A 20605-nucleotide genomic window follows, 5' to 3' on the forward strand; every position below is an offset into this window, starting at 1 on the left:
GAGCTGACACCACCCTTCCCGCACGGGGTGAACGCGGCCCGTGCGGTAACGCGGTGCACGGTGAGGAAACCATGAGAGATCCGGGGGCGACACGACGTCGCCCCCGGATTCTTGCTGTTGTGCCGCCGTTGCCGGCGCGCCCGCAGCGCCGTTCCCCGCAGGCTCCGGTGGCCGCGTCCCCACCAGTCAAGCCACAGACCACGACGACGAACCACGATGCACTCGCCGAAATCACCCCCTGCCCCCGTAGATGCTAATTCATTTACATTGGGGCACATTAGCGGACGGGATCACCAGATCTACCGCTGTCACATCGCTTACTATTAGCTCCGTGCCCATCAGAGAAACCACTAATGACCCGGTAGAAACCTCCACGGCAGCGTGGGAAGCGCTGTACCGTGCGCAGGTCACGGTGATGCGGCGTTTGCAGCGCCGCGAGGAGTTCGCGGATCTTTCCATGCGCGAATACGACGTCCTGTTCAACCTCTCTCGGGCAGACGATCGTGGCATCCGACTCAACGAGCTCAACGAGTACGTTCTGCTCACCCAGTCGAGCCTCTCGCGAATGCTGGAACGCCTGGAGTCCAAAGGTCTTGTGCACCGCTGGCAAGATCCCCAGGACCTCCGGGGCCTGCGGATCAGGCTGACCGAAGACGGTCATGACCTGCAGGAGCGCATTGCCGAACATTTCGATCGCCATGTTCATGAGGTCATGGCCAACGGCCTGGACACGGAGGAACTACGAATCCTCACCAGGTTGTCCGATCGCCTGCGCCACAGCCTCAGCGACTGACCCCACAACGCATCCCGGTCCGACCGGCCCGCCGGATGCCACACACGGAGCCTCCCATCAGTACACTGATGGGAGGCTTTGTGCATGTCGTGGCCAAAGGGCTGACCGGTTGTGACATGACGAATCCACGCCCGCCACCGACCACCACAAGGGAGAGATCGTGTCCAAGAACACCCTCCGTGAAACCCTGGAGCGGGCCGAGGCCCCCGCTCCGGACAACTCCTCCAAGCCGGAGAACCCCACCCAGGTTTCCAAGCGGTCCTGGAAGTACATCTTCAAGCGTTCCTTGGCGGAATTCACCCAGGACGGATGCACCGACCTGGCAGCCTCGCTGACCTACTTCACGGTCCTGTCCGTCTTCCCCGGTCTGCTGGCCGTGGTCTCCCTTCTGGGTGTCTTCGGACAAGGACAACAGACTGCGGATGCCATCACCGAGTTCTTGGCCGGACGTGTCCCTGAGGAACTCAACACCCTGCTGGAACCCACCATCACCAACCTCACGCAAGCCACAGGCGCTGGAATCGTGGCGTTGATCATTGGTGTGGCCTCAGGACTCTGGACGGCATCCGGGTACGTGGGAGCCTTCTCCCGCGCCATGAACCGCGTGTACGACGTCTCTGAGGGACGCACCTTCATCAAGCACAAGGCCTCCATGTTGGCCGTGACCCTGTTTGTGGTGGTCACTGTGGTGCTGATCTTCCTGATGGTCCTGCTCTCCGGCAGCATTGCCCGCACCTTGGGAGATGCCATTGGCCTGGGTGAGACCAGCGTGATGGTCTGGAACATCGCCAAGTGGCCGGTGGTGCTCCTGCTGCTGATCCTGCTGGTTGCGGTGCTCTACTACGCCACCCCCAACGTTCAGCAGCCCAAGTTCAAGTGGGTCTCCCCCGGTGCTGTCTTTGCCATCATCGGCGTGATCGTTGCCGCTGTGGGTTTCTCCATCTACGCCACTCAGTTCGCCTCCCAGGCAGACACCTACGGAGTCATCGGTGGTGTGATCCTGGGTCTGTTGGGCATCTGGATCTTCAACAACGTTCTGCTCTTCGGCGCCGAAATCGATGCCGAACTCCAGCGTGGACGCGAGTTGGAGGCCGGCCTGCCCTCCGAGGAGATGCTCCATCTGCCCCCGCGTGACGTGAAGGCCGTGACCAAGGCGTTGGAGAAGCACGAGAAGATGGTTGAGGAGGGCCGCAAGGTCCGGCTCGCTCACGAGACCGTGGACTACAGCCAGAGTGGCAAGGACAGCGGCCGTGACGGCCAGGCTGAAGTGGCCAACTTCAACGGTGAGACCAAGCAGGTTCTGGAGCGGGAACGCACTGAAACACGCTGACTCATTTAAGTGTCTGAGCTCGCGCCTACACTGGGGTGCAGGTACCTTTCGATCACGGTGACCCTGAAAGTTGCCGCGTTTCCCCTGGTATCTGCACCCCAGTGGTTTTTCGGCTCAGATGCCGGAGCCCTGCGACCCATCCACGATCGGAGCGCACCATGCATGAAGTCCAGGCCGTAGTGGTCAAGGCAAAGAACGAGCCCGCCGTCATTGAAACCATCCTGGTGCCGGATCCCGGACCGGGAGAGGCACTGGTGGATGTCCTGACCTGCGGTGTGTGCCAAACGGACCACCATTACCAGGTGGGTGGAGTTTCAGACGACTTCCCCTTCCTTCTGGGGCATGAGGCAACGGGCGTGGTTTCCGCCGTCGGTGACGGCGTGACCGAGGTGGCCGTGGGCGACCGCGTGATTCTGAACTGGCGTGCCGTGTGCGGTGAATGCCGCGCCTGCCGCCGCGGTGAACCGTGGTACTGCTTTGCAACCCACAACGCCACCCAGAAGATGACCCTCAAGGACGGCACCGAACTCAGCCCGGCATTGGGCATCGGTGCCTTTGCAGACAAGACCCTGGTTGCTGCGGGTCAGTGCACCAAGATCGACGGCGACCTGGAACCCGAACAGTTCGCAGCGGTCGGACTCCTGGGCTGTGGCGTGACCGCGGGCCTGGGTGCTGTGCTGAACACGGGTGCCCTCAAGCGGGGCGAATCCGTGGCCGTCATCGGGTGTGGCGGAGTCGGCACGGCGGCCATTGCCGGCGCCAAGCTCGGTGGCGCAACCTCGATCATTGCCGTGGACGTCGATGACGACAAACTCGCCACGGCACGCAGCTTTGGCGCCACGCACACCATCAACGCCAAGGAACAGGACCCCGTGGAAGCCGTCCGTGAACTGACGGGCGGCAACGGCGCGGATCTGGTGGTGGATGCAGTGGGTGTGGCTGCCACCTTCCAACAAGCCTTTGAAGCCCGTGACCTGGCAGGCCGTTTGGTCCTGGTGGGAGTCCCGAATCCCGGCACCACGTGGGAGATCCCGCTGGATCAGGTCTTTGGCCGCGGTGGCTCCATCAAGTCCGCCTGGTACGGCGACTGCCTGCCCAACCGGGACTTCCCCATGTTCGTGGACCATTACCGACTGGGCAATCTGGACCTGGACGGCTTTGTCTCCGAGCGGATCGGACTGGACGACGTCGAGCCCGCTTTCGCCAAGATGCGTGACGGCAAGGTGCTGCGTTCCGTGGTGGAGATGGAGGCCCTGTCCACCGTCGCAAGCGGCAACCAGCAGTAACCGGATCGGATGCACCGACTCATCCGCCGCTCATGAAGAACTCACACGGTTGAGACACAACCGTGCACACATCTTTCAGAGACAGGAGCTACGCATGACCGTCACCCAAGTCACCACCTCAGCAGATGGCAACGTCACCGTGGAGAACTGCGTCACCAGTGGCACGTTTTCCCTGGACGGCGGAACATGGGACGTGGACAACAACGTCTGGATCGTCGGCACGGACACTGAGTGTTTTGTGATCGATCCTGCCCATGATCCCCAGGCCGTGGAACAAGCCGTCAACGGCCGCACCGTCAAGGGCATCCTGTTGACCCACGGTCACGACGACCACATTCGGGCTGTGAAGGACACGGCGCAGCGGGTTGGTGGGGAGATCCACCTGCACCCGGCGGACCGCATGCTCTGGGATGCCGTGCACCCCGACTCGGCCCCTGACCGTGAACTCGCGGACGGTCAGGTCTTCACCCTGGACGGAGTCGGCCTGACGGTCCTGACCACCCCCGGCCACTCGCCGGGTTCCGTGTGCTTCCACAGCCCGGAGTTGGGTGTGGTGTTCTCCGGTGACACCTTGTTCCAAGGTGGTCCCGGCGCCACCGGGCGTTCCTATTCGGACTTCCCCACCATTGTGGACTCCATCCGGGAGCGCCTGCTGGTGTTGCCGGAGGAAACCGTGGTGCTGACGGGGCATGGTGACTCCACGCTGATCGGCACGGAGGCCCAGGACGTCCAGGAATGGCTGGCCCGCGGTCGCTGATCCGTGTCCTGCCGGCGCATGCCGGTCACCCGGCTCACACAGGGGGTGACCGGCGTGCGCTACGGGGAATGTCCATGGGCACGCGCCGGCGGCGGTCAATGAACAGAAAGGCCGTGGCCAACAGCAGGGCTGAGGCCAACACCGGCATCAGCGCCACTGTCTGATAGCCACCAACACCTGCCAGACCCGCAGCCGTGATCAAACCGGCAGCCAGTCCCAACTGGATCAACACGTGCGTGATGGCGCTCAGTCCGACCGTGAGACGCCTGGGGCTGATCAGCGGGACAATGCCGAACACCGCCACCAACGTGGGGCCTGTGGCGGCGCCGATCACGGCCAAAACCAACAGCATGCTGAAGGGGCCAGACGGCACTGACATCAGCATGGTGGCCAACACGGCAGCAGCTGCGCAGATGATCCACAAGTTCCAGGGTCGCCGGACGTCAAAGCCTGCCGTGATCACGGCGGAGATGGCGGAGAGCAATCCCAGGGCCGCGAATTGAGCGCCGATGCTCTCCACCACGTCAAAGCTGGCCGCAAAGTAGACCAGCCCGATCTGCACGGAGCCCCACAGCAGACCCAGCCATCCACCGCCCAGCATGGGCAGGAAGCGGACGAATCGGCGGGCACGGCGTCGTCGTCGTTCAGCGTTGTTGAGCCTCTTGCTGGCCGGAACCCACAGCGCGGTCCCCCACACAGGCAAACCCGCGGTCCGATGCAACAGCAGCACAGTGGTGCTCAACACCAGCAGACCAGAACCCACCATGATTCCCACCAGGGACCCTGCGGTGATGGCAATCATGCCTGCCACCAAGGCGCCCAGGACCATGGCCAGGGCGTCCATGACGGCTTCGTGGCGCATGGTCGAGGTGGTCAGGGAGAGATCCTTGTGTTCCCTGAGGATCGAAGGCCACCGCAGGCGTGTGGCAATCCCCAGCTGCGGGGAAGTTGCCCCCACCAACAAACACAGATACCAGGGCCAGGTGCCAAAGGGATCGTGGGCTTGGGCCACCAGTGCCTGGACCAGCCACAGGACGGCTGCCACCTGAACCACGGTCTGGGCCAATATGCCCCACTGGTAGTGCTTCCACGGGGCATACAGTGCTGTGACGCACGTGGAGATGGCATGGCCGAAGTAGACGCTGCCTGCACACAGTGCCCCCCACCAACCGGATCCTGAGGCCACGGCCACGTAGACCAGAACACTTAAGGGCATGATCACGCTGGGAAGTCGCACCAGCAGTGTGAGCACCAGGTACCAGCGACCCACCACGGACCGCAACCGCTGGGAGTCTCCGAAGAGGAGATCGTTGAGGGTGGTTCCGTTGTTCCACCCGTTGAACGTTGAGGTGTTGGTCAGCGGCACCAGCTGGCGTCGGTGCCCCGAGATTGACTCGGTGTCCTGGTCCCCATCGGGCAGCACGTCAGGTGTGCTGTGACCGTGCGGGTCCTGATTCGGGGACGATGTGAGTGGGTCGGACTCGGAGGTGCCGCCCGAAGGTTGGATCGAAGAACTGCTCACCGTGGATCCTTCCTCTGCAGCACGGGTGCTGCACGGCGGAGATCCTGCGTGCAGCACCGAGTGAACTCGACCTGCCCAGCGTACCGGGCAACGGCCCGTACTGAGGCACATGGACCATACTGGCGGGATGGCTTCCGTTGACCCCACCAGCACGTCCTCCACCAGCCCCGATGGCCCTCTGTTCTCAGCAGACGCCGCGTTTGACGGTTGCCTGCCGGACGTCCCGCAACGCCTTGCCGCCGTGTTGGAAGGCCTGGCTGTGGGTGAGCTCCGATCACAGGGCGCGAGCATTGCGGAGCAAGCCCAGAGCACGCCATACACGCTGATGACGTTATTCACAGCGGACGGGCTGCTGGAGGCGTTGGAGTGGGCCAACGCCGGCCAACCGGCTGATGAGAACGCGTGTCTGTGGCTGGCCTACCTGCGGTGGCTTCGATCGCTGGAGGCCCCGTGGCCGGAGGCCGCACCATCGCCATTGCCCCGGTGGTTGGACGCCGCGGTGTCGAACGCCATCCTGGCTGGTGCCGGGGCCCGTGCCACCCGTCAGAGCCTGGAGGCCCTGAGCACTGGGGCCATGGGAGAGGTTGAGCGCCCCGTGCTGCCAGAAGCTCAAGAACCAGACGTTGTACTGCGCAGCGTGGTGCTGGGGCTGCTTCCCACGGGTTGGAAGTCCGTGACAGCCATGACCGTCAACGGTGCCGCCATCACTCACGGACACCCGGAGGCCCAGGTGGCTTCTGTGGGCGCGGCACTGATGGTGCAAGCCACCGCCACAGCCGCCCTGCGCGGCGATCCCCAGCCCGTCCATCGCGCCCTGAAGGCCACTGTGGAGATCCTGCCGCAGGTCACCCGGCCCGGGCATGCAACGGTGACGGCGCTTGAGGCCGTTCTCAGTTCAACACAGACACACACCCACGACGACGCAGCCGACCTGGGCACACCTGTTGGATCTGCCGACGCAGATGGAACCATGTCCATGGACGGCGCCGGTGACGAGTCCATGCCCGCAACCGGGGCCGCAAACATGCTGGCGGCAGGGATCAGGGCAGCTCTTGACCGTGAACTCCACGGTGGCTGCGTCCTGGACTATTCACCGGCCACGGATCCAGCGGTGGAGGCGTTGGCCTGTGCCCTGGCAGGTGCGGCCGGTGGTCTGACGGCACTCACTGGTGCGGGCCGACCGGCGGTTCCGGAGGCGCTGGTGGAGACCGTCCAACAGGTGGCTGCCCGGTGGGGTGAACAGTTGGGCGTGGCCACATCAGACTCGGTGTGATGCCAGGAGCCTGATCACAGGCCACACCGCCATCAACCCGGAGGCTGGCCCACTGCGGCCCACGCTCAGCGCTTGAGCAAGCGCCGAAGCCGGGTGTCGATCCATTCATCGGCGCGGGTCACGGCCTGATTGACCTGGGCGGTGTCCATGTCCTGCACCAACGTGTAGGCCACGGACTGCATGGGCACAATCCGAGCATGCAGGCGCGCACGCCGCATGATGTTCGGGTCCAGAACTGCATCCAAGGTGTCCCACCCAAAGCACAATGCCAGGGAGGCGACGTCCTGCGCCGCGTCCCCCATACAGGCGTGGTCCCAATCAATCACGCCGGACAGCTCCCTGCCCTGCCACAACATGTTGTGACTCATCAGGTCAGAGTGGACCAACCGCGGGGTGACCACATCCAGGTCAGCAAGGTCGTGAATGGCTTCCCGTGCCAGCTCCCGGTTGCGGGGAAGCAGCAACGGCACCACTTCATCAAGGATCACGTGGCGGCGGCGGTGCCCTCCCCAATGCTGGCCCGGCCGATCCAGATAGGACTCAAACCCTGATGTGTCCGTGTCCCACAGTTGCTCCAGCAGGTGCTTGAGCGTCTCAGCGGGAACATCCGAGGTCCGGTGGGAGCCCTCCACCCAGGTCAGACCGACTGCCGTGTGGCCTTTGACGGTCTTGGTTTCCGTCAATGGCCGCGGTATCTGGAAGTCGTACTCCGGCAGTCGCCGCAACACTTCACTGCGGCGGGCCAGGTTGGCACGCGCCGCCGGGTTCTTGGCGATCCGGACGGATATGCGTTTGTCGATCTCCACCACAAGGTGGGAGGAACCGGTGGGAACCACCGACCACCGCGTGCAGTCGCTGCGCTCCCCCAAATCCTCCAGGACGGCATCCACCACGTCCGCAAAAGGCATCATGCGCCGCAAGGCTTGGGCTACCACGGCGGATCCTCAAGCCTGGAACCATCACGCGCATTCACCTGGGCCGGATGGCACCCCTGATCTCCCAGAACAGCCACCACGTGGGGCAGCAGATCCCGCATGGCTTGCCCGCGATGGCTGATGGCGTTCTTCTGACTGCGGGTCAGCTGCGCGCAGGAAACCTCCATGCCTTCTGGCTGAAAGATGGGATCGTAGCCGAACCCGCCGTCGCCAGCCGGCTGGTGCAGCAAGGTGCCCTTGAGCACTCCGTGTTCCACGTGCTCCAAACCGCTGGGAGTCACCAAGGCTGCTGCACACACGAACGCACCAGTGCGGTAGGGATCTGCAATGTCACCCAGTTGGGCCAGCAGCAGGTCAAGATTTGCTTGGTCATCCCCGTGGCGTCCGGCCCACCGGGCGGAGAAGATCCCAGGCGCACCCCCCAGGACGTCCACGGACAGGCCCGAATCATCCGCCACAGCCGGCAATCCGGAGGCAGCGGCTGCCGCACGTGCCTTGATCAGTGCGTTCTGGCGGAAACTGAGACCGTCCTCCACGGCCTCCGGCAGGCCCAAAGATCCTGCGTCCACAACAGCGGTTTCCACGTCCAGTTCAGGCAGCGCGTGAGCAATCATGCTGCGCAGTTCAGCCAACTTGCCCTGGTTGTGCGTGGCCAGGACCAGACGTGCACCTGAATCCGGGTCAGGCATGGCCGCCATCTCCCAAGGTGGCCTGCTGGATCTGCGCCAGCTCCGCACAGCCCTCCACCGCCAGATCCAACAAACCGTCCAACTCATCCCGGTTGAACGGAGCACCCTCTGCGGTGCCCTGAACCTCCACAAAGGCACCGCTGCCTGTGATGACCACGTTCATGTCCGTCTCGGCCCGTACATCCTCCGGATACGGAAGATCCAGCATGGGCACGCCGTCGATGATTCCCACGGACACGGCAGCAACGGAGTCGGTCAGCGGACGTCCCTTGACCAGACCCTCCTTGCGGGCCCAGGCCATGGCTTCTGCCAGTGCCACATAGGCGCCCGTGATGGCTGCGGTGCGCGTGCCGCCGTCGGCCTGCAAAACGTCGCAGTCCAGCACCACGGTGTTTTCACCCAGTGCGTGAAGGTCAATCACGGCGCGCAGGGAGCGCCCGATCAGGCGTGAAATCTCGTGGGTTCTACCGCCCACCTTGCCCTTGATGGACTCGCGCTGCGACCGCGTGGAGGTGGCGCGCGGCAACATGGCGTATTCGGCGGTGACCCAACCGCGACCCTCTCCGCGCATCCAGCGCGGCACGCCTTCCGTGACGGATGCGGTGCACAGCACCCTGGTGCCGCCGAACTCGATCAAGGCAGAGCCTTCAGCTTGTTGCGACCATCCGCGGGTGATGGTGATGGGTCGCAGCTCGTTGACTGCCCGTCCATCTGCTCGCCGGAAATCAGTGGATGCAGTCGCGCTCTGGGAAGGTTGGGGGCTCATGTGTCCCACAATAGACCGGCACACGGTGGTGACCAACGTGAGCCATCCGCAGCCCACCACGGGCTGCGTCAAACCGTCAGCGCCGGGACCCGATCCCGGCACGGGTGCCGGGATTCACAGCGCGCCCCGCACGTCGGTCGCCATCGGCAACAATCCGGAACGTGGTGGCCGGCTGGGCCAAGGCGATGGGACCGTCATAGGCGGAGGCGGCCTCGATCACGGCCTTGGTGGGTGAGTTCCACACCGGGATGTGCGTGAGCATCAACTCATCCACTTCTGCTTCCTGCGCAGCCTGTCCGGCACGCAACCCGGTGAGGTGAACGTCGCGGTACTCGTCGCGCCCCTCCTGGTAGGCGGCCTCGCATAGGAACAGGTCGGCGTGGCGGGCCGCACGAACCAATCCCTCGCAGGAGTCTGTGTCCCCCGAGTAGGTCAGCACGCTGCTGCCCTGGGCGCCGTCGTATTCAATCCGCAGCGCATAAGGATCCTGGACCGGGTGGTTGACCCGATACGGGGTGATTCGGAACGGACCGATGTCAACGGTCTGTTCATCCTGCCATTCGCTGAAGACGAATTCGGTGGACATGCCCGGATCAGCGTCCATGGCCTGAGCTGCTGCCAAGTACTCGTGGGTGCCGTTGGGCGCCCAGACCGGGATCCGGTCCCCGGGCCATCCGCGCGGATCCCATTTGACGGCCACGTGCAATCCGGCCAGATCCACGCAGTGATCAGGGTGCAGGTGGCTGATGATCACTGCATCCAGTTCATGAAGGTCGATGTGGCGCTGCAGAGAACCCAGGGAACCATTGCCCATGTCCATCAGCACGTGCCACACGCGACCGTCGTGGTCCGTGCCGGTGAGCAGGTAGCTGGAGGCAGGTGAGTCCGGGCCCGCAAAGGATCCGGTGCAACCGATGACTGTCAGGTTCATGCTGATGTACCTTCCGATTTCACTGGGTGCAGGGCCTCGTCGCGCGCAACGGCCAGCATTTCCGGGGTGATCGTGGACAGGGAGCCCGTGGGGAACTGTTCGGCCACTGAACCCACATGGCGCACATGCGCCACCTCCGGGCCCAGGAACCGCCGGGCCAGAACCGCAAATGGCTCAGGGTCACCGGTCGCCAGGAACTCGTGTGGCTCTGCGGGAGCCTGGGTTCGGGCGAGGTCATGACCGACCAACGCCCGGAAGACGTCCTTTGCCGTCTCTTCTGCACTTGATACCAAGGTCACGCCCTCACCCATCACGTAGGAGATGACACCGGTCAGCAGCGGGTAGTGCGTGCATCCCAGAACCAGGGTGTCCACCTGCTGATCCAACAACGGGGCCAGGTACTCCTGGGCGGTGGCCAGAACCTCCGGTCCGGTGGTCACACCGGACTCGACGAACGGGACGAACCGCGGGCAGGCCTGTGAGTGGATCTCCAGTTGCGGAGCCGCGGCAAAAGTGTCCTCGTAGGCGCGTGAACCAACTGTTGCCTGGGTGGCAATCACTCCGACCTTGCCGTTGCGTGTGGAGGCCACGGCCCGGCGAACTGCCGGTTGGATGACTTCCACCACGGGAATGCCGTAGGTGTGGGTGTAACGCTCCCGGGCATCACGCAGCACCGCAGCCGATGCAGTGTTGCAGGCGATGACCAGCAGCTTCACGCCACTGTCCACCAGCTCATCCATGATCCGCAGGGCATGGGCCCGGACATCGGCAATGGGCAGCGGACCATATGGTCCGTGCTGGGTGTCACCCACATAGATGATGCGCTCATTGGGCAGCTGATCGATGATGGCCCGAGCCACAGTGAGCCCACCCACCCCGGAGTCGAACACGCCAATGGGTGCGTCCGCCACGGGACGCACCACAGGACGGTCCCCCTCGACCGGAATGCGTGATTCTGAGTGCATAGGATTCACAGGCTAGTGGGAAGTCTGCACATTGCTTGCAATCCGAGACGCACCTCACTTCATGAATGAGACGTGAATCACGGGTGAACGTGATCCCCCGGCAAATCCATGAGCATGGCCTCCACCAAGGAGTTCTGCAGCCAGGAGACAAATCCGTACACCACGGCCATGTAAGTCTGGGAGTCCTCAATCTTCCGCACCCTGACCTGGGAGGCGATCTTCTCCACCCGGCGGGCGTCCTCCTCCGAGTCGATCTCCAACCGAGTGGCCAGCACCAGCCGGACGTCGTTGAGTGCTCGGGAGAAGTCCTGGATGGCAGCGCCCTCCAGCTGCACGGGATCGTGTTCCACTTCCATGGCCGAACGGCGTAACGCGCCCACTTTTTCCTCCCGCAGGGACCGCTCCGTGTAGCGGCGGAACTCCTGCGAGCGCTGCTCGTCCGAGCTGGCATTGGGCAGCAGCCGGTGCACGGCAGGATCCCTGGGGACCTGGGCGTCGTCGGTCAACCCCAGCAGTGCTTCCAGAGGATCGTGGGTGCCGTCAATGGAAGCGTCGTCCAGGTCCTCGGGTTCGAGCATGGAGATGACGTCCTCGAACAGGCGACGCAGCAGGCCGCGTTCCTGCTGGTCCAAACGGGCGATCATCCCGTGGGGAGTGGAACGGAAACCTTGTGCCATCAGGCACCACCTCCGGGGGTCTGCGAGCCGTTGGATGATCCACCGGCACGCTCGTACGTGGCCCAGAGCCCGAATCCGTGGAGGGCGGCCACGTGCTGTTCTGCCTGTTCCAGGGACCCGGATGCCACCACGGCCCGGCCGTTGGTGTGAACTTCCAGCATCAGGCGGTGCGCCTTGGCCTGGGAAAAACCGAAGTAGGTGCGGAAAACCCAGGTCACCCAACTCATCAGGTTCACGGGATCGTCCCAGACCACCACCTGCCAAGGGGTGTCCGTGGCTGTGGCTTCCGTGGCGTGGGTTTCCGGCCGTTGATCCAGTGCCGGCCCAGCCGTGATGAGCCCACCGGCCGGGACCACGGACGGGGCTTGGACCTTGATGCGGCGGCTGGGCGTGTGGGCACCGCAGGCGACGGCGCGGGTGTGGTCAAGGGAAGTCATGATCCCTCCATCGTAGGCGGGGTTGCCAATGATCGTAGGCGGGGGTGCCAATAGCCGTAGGCGGGATGCCAATGGTGGTGGGCGGGGACGCCGGTGGTGGTCTGCGGGGCCCGGGGTCAGCGGTTGCGGATACAGTGGCACCTGTGAACGCGAACACTTCCACGTGGAGCCCGGCACCCACCGCGCTGCTGACCGACCACTACGAACTCACCATGCTGCAAGCCGCCTTGCGTGACGGCACCGCACTGCGTCGCAGCGTGTTCGAGGTCTTCTCCCGCAGACTCTCCAACGGGCGCCGCTACGGCATCGTGGCCGGAACCGGACGTTTCTTGGAGGGACTGGCCCAGTTCCGCTTCCACGGCGAACGCCTGGAGTTCCTGGAACGCACCGGGGTGGTTGATGCCACCACTGCGCAGTGGCTGGCTGATTTCCGTTTCAGCGGGCAGATCCAGGGTTACGCCGAAGGTGATGCTTGGTTCCCCAATTCCCCGATCCTGCGTGTGGATGGCACCTTTGCCGAGGCCTGCATGCTGGAGACCTACATCCTCTCCGTGCTCAACTACGATTCCGCCGTGGCTTCTGCGGCCTCCCGCATGACCTCGGCTGCAGGTGAGCGCCCGTGCCTGGAGATGGGTTCACGCCGGGCCCATGACGAGGCCGCCGTGGCCGCCGCCCGAGCCGCCGTGATCGCAGGCTTCACCGGCACGTCCAATCTGGAAGCCGGTTACCGCTACGGGGTCAAGACCATTGGTACCGCGGCCCATTCCTTCACCCTGTTGCACAACGACGAGCAGTCCGCCTTCCGCTCACAGTTGGAGGCACAGGGGCTGGGCACCACACTGTTGGTGGACACCTACGACGTCGACGCCGCCGTTCGCAAGGCCGTGGAACTGGGCGGTCCCGAACTGGGCGCGGTGCGCCTGGACTCCGGGGACCTGGTGGCCCAGGCGGGACGGGTGCGCGATCTGTTGGATTCGCTGGGCAACACCAAGACCCGCATCACGGTCACCTCCGATTTGGACGAATACGCGATCGCCAGTCTGGCTGCCGCTCCCGTGGATGCTTACGGAGTGGGCACCCGCCTGGTCACCGGTTCCGGTGTTCCCACCTCTTCCATGGTCTACAAGCTGGTGGCACGCGAGAACTCCGCCGGTGAGTTGGAGCCGGTGGCCAAGAAGGCAGCCGGCAAAGGTTCGGTGGGTGGCCGCAAGACCGCGCTGCGTCGTCGTGATGCCCACGGTGTGGCCACCCACGAAATCGTGGGCGTGGACACGGTCCCCGTGGACGACGGCGATGACCGCCCCCTCATGGAAACCTTTGTGCGCGACGGCGAGCTGGTGGATGGTTGGACCGGCCCGGCGGCGGTGGAACGTGCCCGCCAACGGCATGCCGCCACCATGGCTGAGCTACCGCGCGCCGCCAGCCGCCTGTCCGAAGGTGAGGCCGTGATTCCCACGGTCCTGGTATCCTGACCACCACCGCACATCTGAAGGGTGTGAAACTTTTCATGCGCACCGCATTGATTGTTGTTGACGTTCAGAACGACTTCTGCGAGGGCGGCAGCCTGGCCGTGACCGGAGGCGCTGCCACTGCAGGAGCGATCTCCGAGTTCATTGAGGACCACCACCCCGATTATCACGCGATCGTGGCCACCCAGGACTGGCACGTGGACCCGGGATCGCACTTCTCCGAAACCCCCGACTACGTGGACTCCTGGCCTGTGCATTGCGTGGCGGACACGGACGGGGCAGAACCGCACGCCGAATTCGAGACCGACCGGATTGAGGCCTGGTTCCGCAAGGGCGAGTTCGAGGCCGCCTATTCAGGCTTTGAAGGGGTCCTGGCACCTGAGACCTCCACTCCCCTGGGTGCCTTTGAGGAGGAGTCCGCTGACGACGACGGATTCGCCAACACCGAGGAATCTGCCGAAGACGAGGCCCGTGACGCCTCTGCAGACGGTCAGGCTCAAGGTTTGGACGACTGGTTGCAGGAGCGCGGAATCGAGGCCGTGGACATCGTGGGAATCGCCACAGACCACTGCGTGCGCGCCACCGCCCAGGACGCAGTGGATGCCGGATACGAGACACGGGTGCTGGCAGATCTCACGGCAGCGGTCTCACCGCAGAACCTGGAGCCGGTGTTGGAGGCCCTGGAAGATGCAGGCGTGGAGGTGGTCCGTGACTGATGGGTGCGCGGGTCCTTGAACGTTGGTGAGTCAGACTGAACTGCAGCCTGTCTGCGCGTGCGCGCAGGCAGACTTCATTTCCTCCCGATGAACCAGTTCTGCATCTTGGCCAGTCGAGCTTCCAGCTGTTCCTGGGTGGCCTGAGCCACTGCGGGCCCACCACAGGCCCGGCGAAGTTCATTGTGGATCACGCCGTGCGGTTTCCCGGTCCTGGCCGACCACGCGGAAACGTTCTTGGACAGTTGCTGACGCAGTTCCTTCATCCGACGGTGATCCGGTACGGAGGGGGCCGCGGCTTCCTGCGGTGCCGGGCTGGAGGACCGTCGCCGAGCATGTTCGGACTGGCGCTCCCGCAGCAGTGTGGTCACCTGATCGGCATCCAGCAACCCGGGGATGCCCAGGTAATCCGCTTCCTCATCCGACCCGGCTGCCACACCCCCGCCGAACTCGCCGCCGTCAAACAGCACCCCGTGGAATGAAGCATCCGATTCCAGAGCCTTGAAACTGCCGTCGGCAAGCTCCGAGGACGCAGCCTCTGAGCGGTTGGCGGCCGCCAATTCGTCGTCGTCCCAGCCCGTCTCTGCCAAGTCGATGAACTCGCCGGACTCCTGAACCGGACGGTCCAGGGCGTGATCGCGCTCATGCTCCATGGAGTTGGCATGGCCCATGAGAACAGGTACGGAGGGCAGGAACACGGAAGCGATCTCACCGCGTTTGCGTGCGCGGACAAAACGCCCCACGGCCTGGGCGAAGAACAGCGGGGTGGAGGTTGAGGTGGCGTACACACCCACGGCCAACCGCGGCACGTCCACGCCTTCGGAGACCATGCGCACGGCCACCATCCACCGCTGGTCGCCTTCGGAGAACTCCTCGATCCGCTGGGAGGCCGCCTTGTCGTCGGAGAGCACCACGGTGGGCTTCTGCCCGGTGATGGCCTGCAACAACGCTGCATAGGCCTTGGCATCCTGATGATCGGTGGCAATCACTAAGGCACCGGCGTCGGGAACGGTGCGTCGGACCTCGGAGAGGCGACGATCCGCACCTTGCAGGACCGCGGGAATCCACTGGCCTTCCGGGGAGAGCGCTGTTCTCCAGGCGTGGCCGGTGATGGACTTCGTGAAACCGTCGCCCAGTTCCGCGGCCATCTCTTCCCCCGCGGAGGTCCGCCACCGCATCTGGCCCGAGTAGGCCATGAAGATCACCGGACGTACCACGTGGTCCTTCAGGGCATCCCCGTAGCCATAGGTGTAATCGGCTGATGACCTCCGAATGCCTTCCGCATCCTCCTTGTAGGTCACGAACGGAATGGGAGCGGTGTCCGAGCGGAACGGTGTGCCAGTCAGGGCCAAACGCCGCGTGGCGGGTTCAAAGGCCTCTCGCAGACCATCACCCCAGGACAGGGCATCACCGGCGTGGTGGATCTCATCCATGATCACCAATGTGCGTCCCTGCTCCGTGCGGGCCCGGTGCAGCAGCGGCTTCATGCCCACCTGCGCGTAGGTCAAGGCCACACCGATGTAACCCTGGGCGTGCTGACCATCTGCATTCTTGAAGTTGGGGTCGATGGCCAGGCCCACCCGCGCTGCGGCGTCGGCCCACTGGCGTTTGAGGTGTTCGGTGGGGCACACCACGGTGATGCGGTTGATGCTGCCGCGGTCCACCAACTCGCGTGCCAGACGCAGTGCAAAAGTGGTCTTGCCGGCGCCGGGGGTCGCCACGGCCATGAAATCACGCGGCTGTGTGGCGAAGTACTTCTCCAGTGCCTCCGCCTGCCAGGCGCGCAGCTTTCCCGCAGTGCCCCAGGCTGCACGCTCCGGGTAGGCCGGAGGCATCTCAGCGGCCGGGCCACCGAACAACGTGGGCTGCATGTCATCGGACACGGGCAGTGAAGGACCTTTCAAAAGAGCATGTCAAACCCTGCCGAGCGTCCAATGCGGGTGGCTCTGAGGGTCCGGAATCGTCCGAAGTTGGACGCTCGGCGTGAGGGTCCGGCGGGACGGGTCACTCGCCGCCGTCCTGCGGGGAACGCAGGCCGTCGTAGATTTCCTTGCAGGTGGGGCACACCGGGAATTTGTTGGGGTCCCGCCCAGGCACCCAGACCTTGCCGCACAGTGCGATGACCGGATCCCCGGAAAGAGCCGACTCCATGATCTTCTCCTTGCGCACGTAATGCGCGAATCTCTCATGATCACCCGGTTCGGTCAGCTCGCGGGTCTCCTCACGCTCAATGGTGGAGGTTCCGCCCACGGGCTCGTTGGAGGTGGACCGGGTGAACGGCCAGGGGCCTGCCACGGGCATGGTGTGATCGTGGGAAGTCATGCCGGTCAGTGTACTCGCCAACCCTCACGGATCACGGGTGGTCAAAGTCACCGGTAGGAGGAGACCGTGCTCAACAGCTCAGGTGCACGGGCGTCAACCCACTTGCCACCCAGCCAGATGCCGCCGGCACACACAGCAGGAGCCACAAGCGCACCCACCACCAGACCCAGCCAGCCCCACATGGGATTGCCCGTGACCATCTGGACCACCAGAAAAACGGCGGCAGGTACCGTGAACAGCGCCATGACCAGCACGGCCGCCATTTGAGCCAAGATGTTGAGCACGGTGAATCCCTGCGGGGTCTTGAACGGTGACTGGCCAGGCAACGGCACCGGAAAGGTGTACCGGGCGGAGATCACGGAACTGATGCCGGCCCCACCCAGCAACGCCAACAGCCCCACCCCGGTCAACCCCGGCAGCAGATGCCAGGCATCACTGAACATGCACGCCAGCACCAGCGCCAGCCCGGTCAACGGCACACCGGGCAGCAGCATGCCGATCACCCGGCCCAGACGATCCTCCCAACCGCGCACGCCGGTGAGGACGTGCAGGGCGAATCCTTTGTGGTCGTAGGCAACATCAGCCGAAATCGCATAGGCCATCAGGAATCCCACGAATGGCCCGGCGAACAACAACATGCCCATGCCGCCACTGGAGCTGATCCAGAACACCAGGAACATCACGGGGATCACCACCAGGGATCCTGAATACCGCGGGTCCTTGACCCAGTAGATCAAGCTGCGCGCAGCAATCGTGCCCCACGGCCGTGCGGGAACCCGGTCCAGCAGCCCCGCACCGTGAACTTGTTTGGCACTGCCTGTGGCCGCAGATCCTGTGACCTGTTCCAGTGACGTACGCAGTGCCCGGTTCCACAGCGCTGCCAGCGCCGCGCCGGTCAAGACCACGACGCCGATTCGCGCGGCCGCCATCACCCAGGAACCTGCTGCGATGTCTGCAGGAATGGCCCACAACGCGCCCACAGGGGTCCAGGCGAGCACTGCCGCCACGGAGTACAGGCTCTCGCCCAAGCTCCCCACACCGGCCATGACGGCGGTGATCATGGGCCCGGCCAACATCAGCATCACCAGGAACAGCAGTGTGATGGCTTCGCCCACTCGGCGCTTGGCGGCCATGCGCTCAGCCAGTGCGGTGAAACACCGATTGCCCAGGATCATCAGCACCCCACCGACCGGCATCAGCAACAGGGCCGTGATCAATGCCGCCGGTTGTTCGCGCCACATGGTGGCGTGCAGAACCAGTCCGATGGCGGTGACGGGGCCAGCAATACCCACCAGGGCACCCAGGACCTGCCCCAGGACAATACCCGTCCGAGGCAGAGGGAACAGTGCGAACTGGCTGGCGTGCAACGTGGCATCTGCCCTGCCGGAGACGATGGAGAATACCCACCACAGCACGGTGCCCGCTGCACCGGTCACAACCGCCGTGGCCAGAACACCTTCCGGCGGCAGGATGTTGGGTACGGAGACCAGCATGAAGCCGAATATCAGCATCATGGCCAGGCCCCACAGAGCGCCCAGCACCACACCCACGATCACGGCCGGGCTGCGGGTCAACGTGGCCCAGGTCAACCGTGCCTTGAGGCTCACGAGGTGGCGCGCCGTGGCCGCCGTGGAGGGCCCGCGGGACACCCGGGGAATGTCCCGGGCAGTGGAGACGGGTTCGGGCTTCACCGGGGGCGCAGCCATGACAGCTCCTCCCCCACGTGCGTGCGGCCACCCACCAAGTCCACAAAGGTGTCCTCCAAGGATTTCTCCCTGCGCACCTGATCCACCGTTCCGGCAGCAAGCAGTCGTCCGTTGTCCACAACCGCCACGTGGTCGCACATGCGCTGCACCAGATCCATGACGTGGCTGGAGACGATCACCGTGCCGCCCGCGCGGGCAAAGCCCTGCAGCAATTCACGGATGTTGGCCGCAGACACGGGGTCAACGGCCTCAAACGGTTCATCCAGCACCAGCAATCCAGGTGCATGCACCAGGGCGGCTGCAAGCATCACCTTCTTGCGCATGCCGGCGGAGTAGTCCTGAACGGGAGTTCCGGCGTCGTCGCTCAAATCCATGGCGCCCAGAAGATCATCCGTGCGCTGAGCCACCGTGGCCCGGTCCATCCCACGCAACAATCCGGCATAGGTGACCAGTTGACGCCCGGAGAGCCGTTCAAAGAAGGTCATGCCGTCCGGCAGCACCCCCATGGCCATCTTGGCTCGGCGCGAATCCGCCCAGACGTCGATCCCGGAGACCATGGCCACACCTTCCGTGGGGCGCAACAGACCGGTCAGCATGGACAGAGCCGTGGTCTTGCCGGCACCGTTACGGCCCACCAACCCGTAGAACGCCCCGTGCGGCACCTCCAGGTTCAACCGGTTCACCGCCACCTTGGAGCGCTCCGTACCCGGTGAGAACACCTTGGTCAGCCCCCTGAGACTGACCGCCATGGAGGAATCAGGCGGCGTGGCCCACGGTGGTCCGGACTGATGGTGAGGATGCGGATCAGCGGTGGTGTGGCTCATGCCTCCAGGCTATCCAGTGGCTTCACCTGCACCATCGGCCAGAAGTATGACGCAACCTGGATCAGAACAAGGCGCGCATCAACTGGGAGCGAGCCGCCACCACTCGGGGATCCTCCGCACCCACCACACCGAACAGATCGATCAAACGCTTGCGCACGGTCTCCCGGTCCTCCCCGGCCGTGCGGCGGACAAGATTCAGCAGCCGCCGGAATGCATCCTCCACGTGCCCACCGGAGAGGTCCAGGTCAGCCACGTCCAACTGGGCCTTGAGGTCATCCGGGGAGGCCGCCGCGGCATCCCGGACGGCCTGGGCATCCATGACCGTCACCCGCTGCAGCAGCTCCACCTGGGCCATGGCCAACTTGGCCTGGGTGTCCCCGGGGTTCTCCCGGATGGCCTGCTCATACGCGGCATGGGCACCATCCAGGTCACCGGCCTCCAGCTTGTCCACGGCTTCCTGGTGCAGCGGCGGCAGCGGTTCGGGCTCACTCTGCTCGGCGGTGGGCTCAACCTGTCCGCTGACCCCGTTCTGCTGGGCCAGGCTCAACAGTTCCTGCAGCACCGGACCCACCTGGTCCATGGGGATGGCCGACTGTGCAATCGGGACCGGACGTCCACCAATCAGTGCCACCACCGTGGGAATCGACTGCGCCTGCAGCGCTTGGGCGATCTCCGGAACCTTCTCGACGTCGACGCCGCTGAGCACCATCCGACCATCGAGCTGATCGATCTGGGCGGCCAGCTGATCTGCGAACTGCCCCGACTCAGGTGCGTAGCCCGCCGTCAGGACCAAGACCACCGGCACCTGGGAGGACAACTCCGCCACGGCCTGGAACTGCTGGGGATCGGCAATGTCCCTGCGGAACCGGCCGGGCCCAGCTGATGGAGCCGAAGCACTCTGTGAGGCCTCCGCCGCTGGGGCACTGTTGGCACCTGCCCCCAGATCCATGGCACCGCGCACCGAGGCGGGCACTGATTGAGCATCCCCTGCTGCCTGGGCGGGGTGCTGGCCGGAGTGGTGGGACAGGTTCTGGGGGTTCAAACTCATGGGCATCAGCTTAGTCGGGGCCCGACGCCCTCACGGTTGCCGGTTGCACAGGTTCGCGCACCGGGAACGGGGCCGGTGGTGAGCAGGAACCGCCAATCTCCCTGTAGGCGGACACGTACCTCCCTGCTGATGGACAGCTGATCTCCCTGTCCATGGCCATGG

General features: G+C 64.6%; 20 protein-coding genes. 7 read left to right on the forward strand and 13 right to left on the reverse strand.

From position 1 onward, the window contains the following. Positions 1 to 331: 331 nt before the first annotated feature. The 4 genes from GTW58_RS04310 to GTW58_RS04325 all read left to right on the forward strand — a co-directional run bounded on the left by GTW58_RS04310 (position 332) and on the right by GTW58_RS04325 (position 4166). Entirely contained in the window at positions 332 to 793 is a 462-nt protein-coding gene (locus tag GTW58_RS04310) for a MarR family winged helix-turn-helix transcriptional regulator (RefSeq protein WP_047690536.1), read from the forward strand. Between the two features lie 160 nt (positions 794 to 953). Next, positions 954 to 2123 (forward strand): YihY/virulence factor BrkB family protein, encoded by a 1170-nt coding sequence (locus tag GTW58_RS04315; protein WP_052209590.1) that lies wholly within the window; start codon positions 954 to 956, stop codon positions 2121 to 2123. Positions 2124 to 2281: 158 nt separating this feature from the next. Then, positions 2282 to 3409 carry an S-(hydroxymethyl)mycothiol dehydrogenase gene (locus tag GTW58_RS04320; protein WP_119932565.1) on the forward strand — a complete coding sequence of 376 codons (1128 nt, stop codon included), beginning with the start codon at positions 2282 to 2284 and terminating at the stop codon, positions 3407 to 3409. Positions 3410 to 3503: 94 nt separating this feature from the next. After that, positions 3504 to 4166, forward strand: a complete 663-nt coding sequence (locus GTW58_RS04325; RefSeq protein WP_119932564.1) for an MBL fold metallo-hydrolase — start codon at positions 3504 to 3506, stop codon at positions 4164 to 4166. A 34-nt stretch (positions 4167 to 4200) separates the two neighbouring features. Here GTW58_RS04325 and GTW58_RS04330 read toward each other — a convergent pair whose 3' ends face one another. Then, a complete protein-coding gene (locus GTW58_RS04330; protein ID WP_157980454.1) occupies positions 4201 to 5688 on the reverse strand; it encodes an MFS transporter in 1488 nt (495 codons plus the stop codon). 127 nt (positions 5689 to 5815) lie between these two features. Between GTW58_RS04330 and GTW58_RS04335 the strand changes: the two genes are divergently transcribed. Beyond that, the gene (locus GTW58_RS04335; protein WP_157980453.1) at positions 5816 to 6961 is read left to right on the forward strand and encodes an ADP-ribosylglycohydrolase family protein; all 1146 of its coding nucleotides are present in this window, start codon (positions 5816 to 5818) and stop codon (positions 6959 to 6961) included. Positions 6962 to 7026: 65 nt separating this feature from the next. Here the strand turns inward: GTW58_RS04335 and GTW58_RS04340 are convergent, their stop codons facing one another. The 7 genes from GTW58_RS04340 to clpS form a co-directional block, all read right to left on the reverse strand. Then, a complete protein-coding gene (locus GTW58_RS04340; RefSeq protein WP_081993931.1) occupies positions 7027 to 7896 on the reverse strand; it encodes a phosphotransferase family protein in 870 nt (289 codons plus the stop codon). Further along, positions 7890 to 8585, reverse strand: coding sequence for an RdgB/HAM1 family non-canonical purine NTP pyrophosphatase (rdgB, locus tag GTW58_RS04345; RefSeq protein ID WP_081993934.1), 696 nt, complete (start codon positions 8583 to 8585; stop codon positions 7890 to 7892). Before rdgB ends, GTW58_RS04340 begins: the two co-directional genes overlap by 7 nt. Next, on the reverse strand, positions 8578 to 9351 hold the full coding sequence (gene rph, locus GTW58_RS04350; protein WP_047690598.1) for a ribonuclease PH: 774 nt from the start codon (positions 9349 to 9351) through the stop codon (positions 8578 to 8580). The genes rdgB and rph overlap by 8 nt, the downstream gene beginning before the upstream one ends. A 76-nt stretch (positions 9352 to 9427) precedes the next feature. Beyond that, positions 9428 to 10282, reverse strand: a complete 855-nt coding sequence (locus tag GTW58_RS04355) for an MBL fold metallo-hydrolase (RefSeq protein WP_052209585.1) — start codon at positions 10280 to 10282, stop codon at positions 9428 to 9430. After that, complete coding sequence (murI, locus tag GTW58_RS04360) at positions 10279 to 11247, reverse strand: glutamate racemase (RefSeq protein WP_052209584.1); 969 nt, start codon at positions 11245 to 11247, stop codon at positions 10279 to 10281. Before murI ends, GTW58_RS04355 begins: the two co-directional genes overlap by 4 nt. Before the next feature lie 77 nt (positions 11248 to 11324). Continuing rightward, positions 11325 to 11924, reverse strand: a complete 600-nt coding sequence (locus GTW58_RS04365; RefSeq protein ID WP_047690531.1) for a DUF2017 domain-containing protein — start codon at positions 11922 to 11924, stop codon at positions 11325 to 11327. After that, positions 11924 to 12361, reverse strand: a complete 438-nt coding sequence (gene clpS / locus GTW58_RS04370) for an ATP-dependent Clp protease adapter ClpS (RefSeq protein WP_081993929.1) — start codon at positions 12359 to 12361, stop codon at positions 11924 to 11926. Before clpS ends, GTW58_RS04365 begins: the two co-directional genes overlap by 1 nt. Before the next feature lie 143 nt (positions 12362 to 12504). Here clpS and GTW58_RS04375 point away from each other — a divergent pair, with 143 nt between their 5' ends. Continuing rightward, positions 12505 to 13833: a nicotinate phosphoribosyltransferase gene (locus GTW58_RS04375; RefSeq protein WP_370448263.1), complete on the forward strand. Its 1329-nt coding sequence runs from the start codon at positions 12505 to 12507 to the stop codon at positions 13831 to 13833. 35 nt (positions 13834 to 13868) lie between these two features. Beyond that, a complete protein-coding gene (locus GTW58_RS04380) occupies positions 13869 to 14546 on the forward strand; it encodes an isochorismatase family protein (RefSeq protein ID WP_119932560.1) in 678 nt (225 codons plus the stop codon). Between the two features lie 74 nt (positions 14547 to 14620). On the opposite strand, the gene GTW58_RS04385 is transcribed toward GTW58_RS04380, so the two are convergent. From GTW58_RS04385 to GTW58_RS04405, 5 genes are all read right to left on the reverse strand, one after another. Beyond that, positions 14621 to 16414, reverse strand: coding sequence for a DEAD/DEAH box helicase (locus tag GTW58_RS04385; protein WP_119932617.1), 1794 nt, complete (start codon positions 16412 to 16414; stop codon positions 14621 to 14623). Between the two features lie 133 nt (positions 16415 to 16547). Further along, positions 16548 to 16844 carry a DUF3039 domain-containing protein gene (locus GTW58_RS04390; protein WP_052209593.1) on the reverse strand — a complete coding sequence of 99 codons (297 nt, stop codon included), beginning with the start codon at positions 16842 to 16844 and terminating at the stop codon, positions 16548 to 16550. A gap of 68 nt (positions 16845 to 16912) precedes the next feature. Continuing rightward, positions 16913 to 18571, reverse strand: coding sequence for a hypothetical protein (locus GTW58_RS04395; protein ID WP_119932559.1), 1659 nt, complete (start codon positions 18569 to 18571; stop codon positions 16913 to 16915). Then, positions 18553 to 19395 carry an ABC transporter ATP-binding protein gene (locus tag GTW58_RS04400; RefSeq protein ID WP_052209582.1) on the reverse strand — a complete coding sequence of 281 codons (843 nt, stop codon included), beginning with the start codon at positions 19393 to 19395 and terminating at the stop codon, positions 18553 to 18555. Before GTW58_RS04400 ends, GTW58_RS04395 begins: the two co-directional genes overlap by 19 nt. Before the next feature lie 61 nt (positions 19396 to 19456). After that, the gene (locus GTW58_RS04405) at positions 19457 to 20443 is read right to left on the reverse strand and encodes a tetratricopeptide repeat protein (protein ID WP_231559424.1); all 987 of its coding nucleotides are present in this window, start codon (positions 20441 to 20443) and stop codon (positions 19457 to 19459) included. Between the last annotated feature and the right edge of the window lie 162 nt (positions 20444 to 20605).

The organism is Kocuria subflava (assembly GCF_012163155.1).
In the GTDB taxonomy this organism is placed as follows: domain Bacteria; phylum Actinomycetota; class Actinomycetes; order Actinomycetales; family Micrococcaceae; genus Kocuria; species Kocuria subflava.

Bases quoted from the DNA above. Each gene is read 5' to 3' on its own strand.
- GTW58_RS04380 (WP_119932560.1), top strand. From the start codon at position 13,869: ATGCGCACCGCATTGATTGTTGTTGACGTTCAGAACGACTTCTGCGAG.
- GTW58_RS04405 (WP_231559424.1), bottom strand. From the start codon at position 20,443: ATGAGTTTGAACCCCCAGAACCTGTCCCACCACTCCGGCCAGCACCCC.
- GTW58_RS04390 (WP_052209593.1), bottom strand. From the start codon at position 16,844: ATGCCCGTGGCAGGCCCCTGGCCGTTCACCCGGTCCACCTCCAACGAG.
- GTW58_RS04400 (WP_052209582.1), bottom strand. From the start codon at position 19,395: ATGAGCCACACCACCGCTGATCCGCATCCTCACCATCAGTCCGGACCA.
- GTW58_RS04365 (WP_047690531.1), bottom strand. From the start codon at position 11,924: ATGGCACAAGGTTTCCGTTCCACTCCCCACGGGATGATCGCCCGTTTG.
- GTW58_RS04385 (WP_119932617.1), bottom strand. From the start codon at position 16,414: ATGCAGCCCACGTTGTTCGGTGGCCCGGCCGCTGAGATGCCTCCGGCC.
- murI (WP_052209584.1), bottom strand. From the start codon at position 11,247: ATGCACTCAGAATCACGCATTCCGGTCGAGGGGGACCGTCCTGTGGTG.
- rdgB (WP_081993934.1), bottom strand. From the start codon at position 8,585: ATGCCTGACCCGGATTCAGGTGCACGTCTGGTCCTGGCCACGCACAAC.
- GTW58_RS04395 (WP_119932559.1), bottom strand. From the start codon at position 18,571: ATGGCTGCGCCCCCGGTGAAGCCCGAACCCGTCTCCACTGCCCGGGAC.
- clpS (WP_081993929.1), bottom strand. From the start codon at position 12,361: ATGACTTCCCTTGACCACACCCGCGCCGTCGCCTGCGGTGCCCACACG.
- GTW58_RS04335 (WP_157980453.1), top strand. From the start codon at position 5,816: ATGGCTTCCGTTGACCCCACCAGCACGTCCTCCACCAGCCCCGATGGC.
- rph (WP_047690598.1), bottom strand. From the start codon at position 9,351: ATGAGCCCCCAACCTTCCCAGAGCGCGACTGCATCCACTGATTTCCGG.
- GTW58_RS04355 (WP_052209585.1), bottom strand. From the start codon at position 10,282: ATGAACCTGACAGTCATCGGTTGCACCGGATCCTTTGCGGGCCCGGAC.
- GTW58_RS04320 (WP_119932565.1), top strand. From the start codon at position 2,282: ATGCATGAAGTCCAGGCCGTAGTGGTCAAGGCAAAGAACGAGCCCGCC.
- GTW58_RS04325 (WP_119932564.1), top strand. From the start codon at position 3,504: ATGACCGTCACCCAAGTCACCACCTCAGCAGATGGCAACGTCACCGTG.